Raw genomic sequence first — 10,917 nt, 5'->3', positions numbered from 1 at the left:
CCTCACCCGCCTTCACATGCTTCGCATGTTACAGGCGACCTCTCCCCGCAAGCGGGGAGAGGTTAAAAACTACAGCCCGGCATTATGCTTCTTCAGCGAGGCCTTCAGCTCCGCATCGATGGCATCCGCGTCGCCGCCGGCTTTCTTTACCGCCGCCGCCCACGCGGCATGCAGCGGCTCGACGCCCTTCTTCCAGGTGGCGAGCTGCTCCGGCGTCAGCGGATAGACCTCATGATCCGGCAGTGCCTTCATCTTGGCGATGCCCGCGAATTCATAGTCCACCCACGGATCTGTCACCTTGGCCGCCCATTCCGGCGAGCAGTGATCGTCGATGATCTTCTTCTGCCCAGGCGACATGGAATTATATTTGGCGAGATTGATGTTGTAGGTGAACACCGTCGAATAGAGCGGCGCGTCGATGTGATACTTCACCACCTTGTCGATGCCGAACAGGAAGATCGACCCCCACGGGAAGAAGATCGCATCGGCCACGCCGCGCTCGATCGCATCGCGCGATTCTGGCGCGGACGCCTGCACATTGGTGCCGCCGAATAGCTTGACCATTTCGCCGATCGTGCTCTGCGCCGGGCGCACCTTCACGCCCTTGAGATCGTCGGGCACCACGATCTTCTTCTTGCTGTGAACAGAACCGGGCGCGTGAATGAAGGCGAAGCACAGCTTGGTGTCCTTCATCTCCGTCTTGGCGTATTTCTGGTACCACTCGTTGAACGCCTGCGTGCCCTTCTTGCCCTCGTTGAACACGAAGGGAAGCTGGCCGGCGGCGGCGATCGGGAAGCGGCCCGGCTGGTAGCCGGGATTGACGTAAGTGACATCCGCGATGCCATCGCGCGCCATGTCGTAATGATCGAACGCCTTGCCGAGCTGCTCCGAGGGGAACACCGACAGCTTGATGCTGCCGCCCGACGCCTTCTCGATATCGGCAGCCCAGGCCTGCGTCGCGGGCACCAGCGGATGCGCCGGGGGCACCCACAGCGATACTTTCAGATTGACGGTCTTGTCCTGTGCCTGCGCGGCGATCGGCAACATGCAGCCGGCCGCGAGCAACGCCATCAGCGTCTTCCTCATCGACGTCTCTCCCTCTGTGCGTTCGTGGATTTTTCCACTGAACCCTGTCCTCTCGGACTATTCACCGGACCTTGAATGGCCCTTGGCGGATATTGTTATATCTTATAACGATCATTGCAAGCTTGACGGATGTCAGTCTCGCCACGGCGCTTGACTTGTCAACTGAGCCTTGAGACTGAGTCAATATCAATGACGGGAGTAAGTCGTGCGCACGAAAGTTGCGATCATCGGTGCCGGTCCGGCGGGCATGCTGCTCGGGCAGCTGTTGCACTCCTATGGCATCGACAACGTCATCCTGGAACGCAAGGATCGCGACTATGTGCTGGCGCGGATCCGCGCAGGCGTGCTCGAACAGGGCACCGTCGGCCTGCTGGAGACGCTGGGGATCACCGAGCGCCTGCACCACGAAGGCCTGATCCATGACGGCATCGAACTGTTGTTCGGCGGCACCCGCCATCGCATCGACCTCAAGGCAGCCTCCGGCGGCAAGACCGTCACCGTCTATGGCCAGACCGAAGTCACGCGCGACCTGATGGATGCGCGCGCCAGAGCCGGCCTCAAGACCATTTACGACGCCGATAATGTCCGCCTGCATGATTTCGACAGCGACAGGCCGCGCGTCCGCTACGAAAAAGACGGCGTCACCTATGAATTGCTGTGTGATTTTATCGCCGGCTGCGACGGTTTTCACGGCGCCAGCCGGCAGGCAATCCCCGCCTCCGCGGTGCATGCCTATGAGCGCGTCTATCCGTTCGGCTGGCTGGGCTTGCTCTCGGATACGCCGCCGGTGTCGCCGGAGCTGATCTACACTAATCACGCCCGCGGCTTTGCTTTGTGCTCGATGCGCTCCCCGACCCGCAGCCGCTATTATGTGCAGTGCTCCCTCGACGAGAAGGTCGAGACCTGGACCGACGACATGTTCTGGGACGAGCTGCGCCGCCGTCTCGATCCGGAAGCTGCCGAAAGCCTGATCACCGGCCCGTCGCTGGAAAAGAGCATCGCGCCGCTGCGTAGTTTTGTCGCGGAGCCGATGCGCTTCGGCAAGTTGTTTCTCGCCGGCGACGCTGCCCATATCGTGCCACCTACCGGCGCCAAGGGTCTCAATCTCGCGGCCTCGGACGTGCATTATCTGTCGATGGCGCTGCGCGAATATTATGACGAGAAGTCATCCGCGGGCCTCGACAACTATTCGGTCACCGCGCTCAAGCGCGTGTGGAAAGCCGTGCGCTTCTCGTGGTGGATGACATCCATGATGCATCGTTTCCCCGATACGGACGGCTTCGGCACCAAGCTGCAGCAGGCCGAGCTGGATTACGTCGTGCATTCGGATGTGGCGCGGGCGTCGCTGGCGGAGAATTACGTCGGGCTGCCGTATTGAGCGTCTCACTCTTTTGTCGTCACCCGGCCTGACCGGGTGACCCAGTAAACTCCGCCGACGTCGTGAAACGATTGGTCCGTGTTGACTGGATCACCCGCTTTCGCGGGTGATGACAGACGGGGGGCTATTCCGCCCTCATCCCGCCAGTTTTAAACGCCGCTCGCGCTCCGTTTGAAACTTTGTTGGCCTGTCACTCGCTCCGCTTTTCGTTTCAAATGCGCGCATGACCGAAATCCCCGAAGGCTTCGCGCCCCATTTCCGCAAGAGCCCGCTCACCTCACCGTGGGAGCCGATCTATTCGAAGACCACCGACACCGCCGTCATCCTTGGCCTGCGCATCGCCGAGCCGCACACCAATTCGCGTGGCATGGCGCATGGCGGCCTCATCACGGCGCTCGCCGACAACGCCATGGGCCTGAGCTGCGGCCATGTCGCCGGCGGCGGCACGCGGCTGGTCACGGTGAACCTCTCCGCTGATTTTCTTGGCCCCGCAAAAATTGGCCAATGGCTGGAGATCGTGACCGATGTGGTGAAAACCGGCAGCCGTCTGTGTTTCGCGCAGGCGCTGATCACAGCCGACGGCGTGCCATGCGCACGGGCGAATGGGACATTCAGCGTTGTGACGAAAAAGGAATGACTCGCTGCCGTAGGATGGGTTGAGCGCAGCGAAAACCCATCATTCCAACCACGCGGCAGGCTCCGCCGATGGGTTATCGCTCCGGCGCTTCGCGCCTTCGCTCAACCCATCCTACGCTTCTCACCAAACCGCCAATCCGTCGTCTCCACCGCCAGATCGATGAACGCCCGCACCTTTGTCGATAGCAGGCGCGAGGTGGGATAGACGACATGAATCGGAATTGCTGGCTGCTCGAATGCCGCCAGCACCACTTTCAGCTTCCCCGCCGCCAGCGCCTCCGCTGCCTGATAGGCCAGCACCCGCGTCAGCCCGCCGCCTTGCGCCGCATGCCAGATGGCAGCATCCGCGACATTGCAGATGAAGCGCGGCGTGTACGGGATGCGCAGATCCTGCCCGTCCCGCGCGAATTTCCATTCCGGCGAGACAACGGCCGCACCGAACTGGATCGTATCATGCTCGGCAACCGCCTCCGGTGTCTTCGGCTCGCCGCGGCGCTTGAGATAGTCCGGCGAGGCCACAACAATGCGCCGCATATCGCCGACCTGCCGCGCCACCAGGCTGGAATCGGCGAGATCGCCGACCCGAACAGCGACATCGACACCCTCTTCCACCAGATTGACCATGCGATCATTGAGCCGGAGCTCGCCCGACACGTCGGGATAGCGCTGCAGATAGGCCGACATCAGCGGCGTCACATGCAGCCGCCCGAAGCCCACGGGAGCGGCGACCACCAGCCGCCCGCTGGGCTGCGCCTGCTCGGCCTGGGCCGCGCCATCGGCTTCCTCGAGGTCGGCCAGGATGCGCCGCGCCCGTTCGAGATAACGCGCACCGACATCGGTCAGCGTCACCGACCGCGTGGTCCGTTGCAGCAGCCGGGCGCCCAGCCGCTCTTCCAGCGATGCGACCAGCCGCGTGACGGCGGATGCGGAAATGCCGAGGCGGCGCGCTGCGGGCGCAAAGCCCTGCAGGTCGGCCACCGTGACAAAGGCCGTCATGGCTTCGATGCGGTCCACTACAAGCTCTCCCCTCATCCTGAGGAGCCGCGCAGCGGCGTCTCGAAGGATGGCCACACACTCGGAGCCACGCCAGCTCATGGTTCGAGACGGCGCTTCGCGCCTCCTCACCATGAGGGGCTGAGTGGATCGGCTACCACTATTTCAATATCCGCAACAATGAAGTGTCAATCGCGATAATTGTTGCTGGCATGGCCGAAGGCCATATTGGGCAGGAAACAGAAAGGTGGCTCAGATGTCCGACACCCATGTTTATTCCAGCGACATCGCCTTCTCGCCTGCCGTCAAGGCGATCCAGGCCCGCAAGGGCTCGCGCAAATCCTACGCACATGTGGAAGAGAGCGGCGGCTGGCAGACCGAGATCGACGACAATCTCGCGGAATTCCTCGCCCACACCAACAGCTTCTATCTGGCGACGGCGAGCGCCGACGGCCAGCCCTATATGCAGCATCGTGGCGGCCCGAAGGGTTTTATCAAGGTGCTCGACAAGAACACGATCGCCTTCGCCGATTTCAGCGGCAACCGGCAATATATTACGCAGGGAAATCTGACGGAGAATCCCAAGGCCAATATCTTCATCATGGACTATGTCCATCGTCGCCGTGTGAAGATCTGGGGCACCGCAAAGGTGATCGAGGACGACAAGGCGCTGATCGACTCGATGATGCCGAAAGGCTATCGCGCGCGGCCTGAACAAGTGATCCTGTTCACTGTGTCTGCTTGGGACACCAATTGCCCGCAGCACATTCCGCAGAAATTCGATGCGGCGGATGTGGCGCAGGCGGTCGCCCAGCGCGATGCAAGGATCGCGGAGTTGGAGGCTGAATTGGCTAGCCTCAAACAAACTTTGTCGTCACCCGGCTTGACCGGGTGACCCAGTAAACTCGCAAGCAGCAGCGTGTACTGGATCGCCCCGTCAAGCGGGGCGATGACAGTTGGAGGTGATCACGCCGCCTCGGCGTGGCGCTGCCAATCATGCTCTGGATAGAAACGCGCCATCATGCGATCCACATAGGCCGTGAGATTGCCGAACTGCATCAACCGCTGCCGCAGCGGTGAATCGAAATACGGCGTCATGATGCCGGCCAATACCGCGAAGGCTGTTGCATCGGCGCCGCATGGACGTTCGCCCATCAGATAGGGCTTGTCCGCCAGCAGCAGCGACAGCGCCATCAGCGAGCGGCCGGCGAGTTCGAGCGCCTCATCCGGCGAATGCCGGCCGAGACCGCTGACCAGATAATTATGCCTCACCTGCTCGCGGACGGCCGCGCGTACACCATCGCGCTGCGCTGCTGGAAGATCGTCGAAGAATTGCGCCGGGCCTTTCGCAAAATTCTCGTCATTCAGCCAGCGGGCGCCGACCAGTGCGAAATAAACATGATGTTCGATCATCCGCTCCATGGCCCAGGCCTGCGCGCGTTGAGAGAGATCGAGCCCTTCATCAAAATCGATTCCGTGCTGGCTCTCGATATGCGCACGGATGAAACTTGAATCGGCAATGGTCTCGGCACCGTCCTCGATAAAGGGCATTTGTCCCTTCGGTGACGCCATCGGCTTTGACGGCTGCTTGCGATAGGCGAGCCCGGCCATTTTGAGCTGGACCTCGGTCTTGGTGACGAAGGGGCTGACTTCCGGCAGGCCGAAGCCTGCGCCGCCGCCGTGAAGCGTAATCATGTCGTTCTCCCGATGATGATGATGACGTTGTAGAGGGACGCTGCTGCCACCGTGGTGTCAGCAGCGCATGGTGGACACGAGCCACAGGCGCGCATGCGCCAGCCCGGCGGACATCATCCGGCAGGCGAGTCCGAACAGTGCCCAGCGCCAGTCGCCGGCCATGAGGATAATCGCGCGCTCCAGCAGCCAGGCGCGCAGATGCCAGAGCCGGTCGTCTTGGGGACAGCCCAGGCTTTCGAATGCGTTCATCGCAGGAATCCTTCCGTGTTCAGGGTTGGCTCCTGTATGACGGACCCCTGCTGACAACATGCTGTCAGCATCATGCGACGAGGATGCAATGAGACGTGCGGATCGCCTGTTCCAAATCATCCAGGTGCTACGGCGGACGCGAAAGCCACTGACGGCGGACGCGATTGCCACCGAACTGGAGACGTCCAAACGCACCATCTATCGCGATATCGCGACCCTGATGGGCCAGCGCGTGCCGATTCGAGGCGAGGCCGGCATGGGCTACATTCTCGAGAGTGGGTTCGACATGCCGCCTCTGATGCTGACACCTGACGAGATCGAAGCCGCCGTGCTCGGCGCGCAATGGGTGATGGGCCATGCCGATCCGGCGCTCGCCACAGCGGCGAAGGACCTGATCGCCAAGATTGCCGACACCGTTCCGGAAAAACTTCGGCCCTTTGTACTGGAGCCGGCCAGCCGTGCCCGACCGAATTTCATCGGCATCCCGGATGCGCTCGATATGGTGCAGATGCGCGCGCATATTCATGCCGGCAAGAAAGTGCGGCTCTGCTACCGCGACGAATCCGGCCGCGCCAGCGAGCGCATCATCTGGCCGATCGCCGTCGGCTATCTCGAAGCCGTGCGCCTGCTCGCGGCCTGGTGCGAGCTCCGCGGCGATTTCCGCAGTTTTCGCACCGACCGCGCGGTGACAACCGAATATCTCGACGAAAAATACCCGGAAAGGCGCGAAGTGCTGCGCAGCCGCTGGCGCAAGACGCTGGCTTGGGAACCGCCGACGGATGCGTGATCGGCTGGCCACCTGCTGCCGATCGCGCTAAACCGCGCGCCATGACGACCACCGCTCCCATCGCTGAAGACAGCCCGTGTCAGGCCTGCGGCGCCTGCTGCTCCTATTCGAGCAACTGGCCGCGCTTCACCATCGAGGATGATGCGGAGCTCGATCTGATCCCGGAGAAATTCGTGAATGAGCGGCAGTCAGGCATGCGCTGCGATGGCGATCGCTGCAGCGCGCTGACGGGCAAGGTTGGCGAATTCGTCGCCTGCGGGATCTATGAGATCCGGCCCGATGTCTGCCGGACCTGCATGCCCGGCGATCCCGAATGCGCCATGGCACGGCGCCGCCACGGACTACCGATCCTGGCAGCCCCGGACTGGTAACTTAAGCGATGACGCGATCGCGTTCGGTCTCGATCTCGTCGTCGAGATCATCATCCATCGGCGCCAGCGTCGATAGCGGCTTGGTCGAGAGCGTGATCGCCTTGCGGCTGCTATAGGCCGACACCGACACGCTGCGCACCGCAGGCGCTTCGTTGGCCAGCGCATAAAGCGTGGAACCGACGCGGCCGCCATGCTCGATCAGCTCGCGCTCGTTGCAGCTCGATGCGATGGAGATCGCAAGCGCATGCATGTGATTGCGGCGATAGCAGAACAGCGCCAGCATCGCGCGCACTTCCGAAGGCACGCTGGCAACGAGATGGGGCAGGCCATTTTCATTCGCACGATACATCGCACCGAGCAGATCATCACTGACGGGGCAACGATCGTTCTCAAAAGCTTGACGGCTGGACCACATGGGTTGTTCTCCTCGATAGCGAGGATGCGGTTCAATTTGCTAACGTGCGGTTAACCAATAGGCTTAACGGCCGGGTGCGACTCTTGCGCAACAGTGGTAAATATGGCAGCGGCCGCCGCAAGCCTGACACAAGCTCGCCGCAAGACTTTCGACGATTCAGCTGTTTGCAACGACATAAATGGCGAGAAAAAAGCCGGTCAGATGGTGCAAAGCCTGGTCGATTCCGATCAGCCACCAGAACCAGCGCGAGGCCTGCGTGACGCCGTAATGCGCCACCGTCCATCCCTTGGCGCGATCGATCATGATGTGGATCGCGAAATCGACCAGCCCGAGAAACCAGAGCTTTGGCTGAACAGCGGCAATGATGGCGGTCGTGAGCACGCCATGAATCGCGCAATGAATGAGCAGCGGCAGCGCCCAGCCGGTCTTCTGATCCTTGCCCATTGCGAGCCAGGCATTTTGCAGCATGAAGTCCGCGATCACGTGCTTGACCGTGAGCGCGAGCATCCAGCCGACAAGCCCGCCCAGAGCAATCGACGACGACATTGCAGGAAACACGCTGGCCCCTTTTTGCAGTCACAACGGGCGACCTCTCGGCCGACCGTCGCTCGCCCCATTTATGACATCCCGGCGCCGGGAATGCACGCCGCGGAACCGGTAAATTCACTGCATCGTGTTGCGCCTTTTGCCACGCCGTCAATGCGCTCCGCATATCAATGCGCCAGCACATGGCCGCGTAACTCGCCGATCGCCTTCCGCAATTGCTCCCCCTTGGGATCGCGCGGCACCGTGCGGGCGCGCTCGATGGCGCCACTGAGATCAGCGATATCGAGCAGGCCGTCGAAGCTCGGTTTTGCGAGGCCGTCGATGATCTGGTGCCAGGCCGCCATCCCATGGCGATAGCCGGTGCCATAGCCTTCGATCATGGTGGCCGAACGCACCACCGCAATCACCGCATCAGGCCGTTTGGTCAACGCGCGGTCGATCATATGCAGCCAGCGCTCGACCCAGACGCGCTCCTGCTCGTAGCGCGTCGACAGGCGGCGCCAATGCCGCAGCCAAGCCTCGAATTCGAGGCGTTTGATGCCGACAATGCTCGCCTTGCTGAAGCGGATCTGCATCGTGCGATGCGCGCAATAGATGCGCTCCAGCAGCCGCATGGCGGGCTTGCCAACGATATCGGGAAGCGACGACACGAGTTCGTCCAGGCGGAAGCGCCGCTTGTCCACCAAGGACTTGCGGCCCGGCGTCACGGGCTCCTGCAGCTTCAATTGCGCGATGCGGATCGGATCGAGATAGCCCATGCGTGAAACGAGCAATTGCGCGATCTCGACGAACAAATCGTCATCGACACCGCGCTTGCCGATGAATCGGCGGAGGCGATCGCAATAGAGCTGTGCATAGGCTTCGCTCTGATAGTCGATCAAAAGTGCAACAGCATCCTGTGCGATTGGCTGCACCGCTGCCGGAAGCCCGACCGGATACTCTACCGCAGCGACATCGTTGATCCCCGCGATCTCGCGGATGGTCGAGCGGATGACATTGGTGAAGCCGACCACGACGATCCCTGACTGTTAAACGGCCTGCGCTGCCGCCACTGGCACAGGCATCGGCACATCGCGCTGCGACAGCCGTGCTTCCAGCGTGCCGATATTCTCGAACAGCCGCGCACTGGCAAGCCGCAGGAAAAAGAATCCGAATTCGGGATTCTGGACGTAGAGTTCTTCCACTTGCGCATAAGTGACGCTCAGCACCAGGCCGGCCTCGATACATTCCAGCGTCTGCGTGCGCTCGCCGAGCGGCGACAGCATGCCCAGCTCGCCAACGATGGCACCGACCGGCAGTTCGATGCCGGACTCCACGAGGCGATAGCGGCCGGAGACGATGTAGAACATCCGGTCGGCCTTCTCGTCCTTGTAGAACAGGACTTCGCCCGCCTTGCATTTCTGCTTGGTCATGAACGGCTTCAGCCACTCCATCGATAGGTCCGAATTCACGGACTTCTTCACGTCGCGCACCAGCTGCAGCATCTGGCGCAAGCGCCAGATATTCACCGGCAGCAACACTGCATGCAGCACCAGCGTCGGATAATTATGGGTCGGGATCGAGATCGCGATCAGCAGCAGATTGGCCATGATGCCGAACACCCGCAGTGGGATCATCGTCCGCATGGTGGCCGTTGCCACCACGAAGATCGTGGCGGCGGCACTGCCGAAATGATGGAGATAGGACATATCCATGGGCGCGAACCGGTTTCAGAGAGTGCGCCCGCTATGTGTCCCGTCCATATGAAAAATCAATGACCGGAAGCGCGCGAGCCGCAATAGAACCTATGGGGTCATCATAGCCTGCCCTGCAACTTCTGAAAATGCGCCGATCAGGCATGGCGATTGACGCGCCCGGGGCGCACGGGCACCGTCGGCCAGCTGCAAAGGAGAACAACATGTCGGAAACGACAGACACCCCCGATAATTCGGCCCCAATCCTCACCATCGACGGCCCTCGCGCCACCATACGCCTCAACCGCCCTGCCAAGCTGAACCGGCTGTCGCAGGCCGATCTGGACACGCTGATGGCTCATTTCGACCGGGTCGAGACGAATCCGGCCGTCCGGGTGCTGGTACTGACCGGCACCGGCCGTGCTTTCAGCGCCGGCTTCGACCTGACGGCGATTGCGGCCCGGGCGGCGAGCACGCCCGCCGATGGCTCATCCGGCTCAGCCTTCGAGGCCGTCGCCAACCGGCTGGAAGACCTCGGCGTACCGACCATCTGCCGGCTGAACGGCGGCGTCTATGGCGGCTCCACGGACCTGGCGCTGGCCTGCGACTTCCGTATCGGGGTGGACATGGCCGAGATGTTCATGCCGGCAGCAAGGCTCGGGCTGCATTATTACAAAGGCGGCATCAAACGCTATGTGAGCCGGCTCGGCGTGGACAATGCCAAACGTCTGTTCCTGACCGCGGAGAAGATCGATGCGCATGAGATGCTGCGGATTGGCTATCTGACGGCGATCGCGACCACGCGGGCGCTGGATGGCGAGGTAGACAAGCTCGCAACGGTATTGTCCGGCAATGCGCCAAAGGCCATGCGTGGGATGAAACAGGCGATCAACGAATTCGCCCGCGGCGAGCTGGACGAGGACGCTGCGGACAAGCGCGCGCGGGACAGCATGCGCGGGGATGAGATCAAGGAAGGGACAACGGCGTTCAAGGAGAAGCGGGCGCCGAGGTTCTAACTGAGAGTGCGCAGCGACGCTCGGTTACCTCTCCCCGGTGGGGAGAGGTCGGATTGCGAAGCAAGCCGGGAG

The 10,917-nt window shown here is 61.9% G+C and carries 14 protein-coding genes; 6 read left to right on the top strand and 8 right to left on the bottom strand.

All coding sequences use genetic code 11. The annotated features are described in order from the left end of the window. Positions 1 to 69: 69 nt before the first annotated feature. On the bottom strand, positions 70 to 1,086 hold the full coding sequence (locus ACIQ2A_RS23870; protein WP_398484136.1) for a TRAP transporter substrate-binding protein: 1,017 nt from the start codon (positions 1,084 to 1,086) through the stop codon (positions 70 to 72). A gap of 205 nt (positions 1,087 to 1,291) precedes the next feature. Between ACIQ2A_RS23870 and pobA the strand changes: the two genes are divergently transcribed. Both pobA and ACIQ2A_RS23860 read left to right on the top strand, forming a co-directional pair. Continuing rightward, the gene (gene pobA, locus ACIQ2A_RS23865) at positions 1,292 to 2,464 is read left to right on the top strand and encodes a 4-hydroxybenzoate 3-monooxygenase (RefSeq protein ID WP_398484133.1); all 1,173 of its coding nucleotides are present in this window, start codon (positions 1,292 to 1,294) and stop codon (positions 2,462 to 2,464) included. Between the two features lie 223 nt (positions 2,465 to 2,687). Beyond that, positions 2,688 to 3,101 (top strand): PaaI family thioesterase, encoded by a 414-nt coding sequence (locus tag ACIQ2A_RS23860; RefSeq protein ID WP_398484131.1) that lies wholly within the window; start codon positions 2,688 to 2,690, stop codon positions 3,099 to 3,101. A 101-nt stretch (positions 3,102 to 3,202) separates the two neighbouring features. On the opposite strand, the gene ACIQ2A_RS23855 is transcribed toward ACIQ2A_RS23860, so the two are convergent. Next, on the bottom strand, positions 3,203 to 4,114 hold the full coding sequence (locus ACIQ2A_RS23855) for a LysR family transcriptional regulator (RefSeq protein ID WP_398484129.1): 912 nt from the start codon (positions 4,112 to 4,114) through the stop codon (positions 3,203 to 3,205). A gap of 235 nt (positions 4,115 to 4,349) precedes the next feature. Between ACIQ2A_RS23855 and ACIQ2A_RS23850 the strand changes: the two genes are divergently transcribed. Next, the gene (locus ACIQ2A_RS23850; protein ID WP_398484127.1) at positions 4,350 to 4,988 is read left to right on the top strand and encodes a pyridoxamine 5'-phosphate oxidase family protein; all 639 of its coding nucleotides are present in this window, start codon (positions 4,350 to 4,352) and stop codon (positions 4,986 to 4,988) included. Between the two features lie 71 nt (positions 4,989 to 5,059). On the opposite strand, the gene ACIQ2A_RS23845 is transcribed toward ACIQ2A_RS23850, so the two are convergent. Then, positions 5,060 to 5,788, bottom strand: a complete 729-nt coding sequence (locus ACIQ2A_RS23845; protein ID WP_398484125.1) for a glutathione S-transferase family protein — start codon at positions 5,786 to 5,788, stop codon at positions 5,060 to 5,062. A 57-nt stretch (positions 5,789 to 5,845) separates the two neighbouring features. Then, positions 5,846 to 6,037 (bottom strand): hypothetical protein, encoded by a 192-nt coding sequence (locus ACIQ2A_RS23840; protein ID WP_398484123.1) that lies wholly within the window; start codon positions 6,035 to 6,037, stop codon positions 5,846 to 5,848. 88 nt (positions 6,038 to 6,125) lie between these two features. Here ACIQ2A_RS23840 and ACIQ2A_RS23835 point away from each other — a divergent pair, with 88 nt between their 5' ends. Next, positions 6,126 to 6,824 carry a helix-turn-helix transcriptional regulator gene (locus ACIQ2A_RS23835; RefSeq protein ID WP_398484121.1) on the top strand — a complete coding sequence of 233 codons (699 nt, stop codon included), beginning with the start codon at positions 6,126 to 6,128 and terminating at the stop codon, positions 6,822 to 6,824. A 41-nt stretch (positions 6,825 to 6,865) separates the two neighbouring features. Continuing rightward, complete coding sequence (locus ACIQ2A_RS23830; protein ID WP_398484119.1) at positions 6,866 to 7,195, top strand: YkgJ family cysteine cluster protein; 330 nt, start codon at positions 6,866 to 6,868, stop codon at positions 7,193 to 7,195. A gap of 1 nt (position 7,196) precedes the next feature. Here the strand turns inward: ACIQ2A_RS23830 and ACIQ2A_RS23825 are convergent, their stop codons facing one another. The 4 genes from ACIQ2A_RS23825 to ACIQ2A_RS23810 form a co-directional block, all read right to left on the bottom strand. Beyond that, on the bottom strand, positions 7,197 to 7,610 hold the full coding sequence (locus ACIQ2A_RS23825; RefSeq protein ID WP_398484117.1) for a hypothetical protein: 414 nt from the start codon (positions 7,608 to 7,610) through the stop codon (positions 7,197 to 7,199). Positions 7,611 to 7,766: 156 nt separating this feature from the next. After that, on the bottom strand, positions 7,767 to 8,156 hold the full coding sequence (locus ACIQ2A_RS23820) for a DUF3307 domain-containing protein (protein ID WP_398484140.1): 390 nt from the start codon (positions 8,154 to 8,156) through the stop codon (positions 7,767 to 7,769). Between the two features lie 167 nt (positions 8,157 to 8,323). Further along, a complete protein-coding gene (locus tag ACIQ2A_RS23815) occupies positions 8,324 to 9,169 on the bottom strand; it encodes a DUF6537 domain-containing protein (RefSeq protein WP_398484115.1) in 846 nt (281 codons plus the stop codon). Positions 9,170 to 9,184: 15 nt separating this feature from the next. Then, on the bottom strand, positions 9,185 to 9,850 hold the full coding sequence (locus ACIQ2A_RS23810; RefSeq protein ID WP_398484112.1) for a Crp/Fnr family transcriptional regulator: 666 nt from the start codon (positions 9,848 to 9,850) through the stop codon (positions 9,185 to 9,187). Between the two features lie 203 nt (positions 9,851 to 10,053). Here ACIQ2A_RS23810 and ACIQ2A_RS23805 point away from each other — a divergent pair, with 203 nt between their 5' ends. Next, entirely contained in the window at positions 10,054 to 10,845 is a 792-nt protein-coding gene (locus ACIQ2A_RS23805; protein ID WP_398484138.1) for an enoyl-CoA hydratase/isomerase family protein, read from the top strand. Positions 10,846 to 10,917 lie beyond the last annotated feature (72 nt).

It is taken from the genome of Tardiphaga sp., from assembly GCF_044336785.1.
Taxonomy (GTDB): domain Bacteria; phylum Pseudomonadota; class Alphaproteobacteria; order Rhizobiales; family Xanthobacteraceae; genus Tardiphaga.
This window is presented reverse-complemented; position numbering and strand designations above follow the sequence as displayed.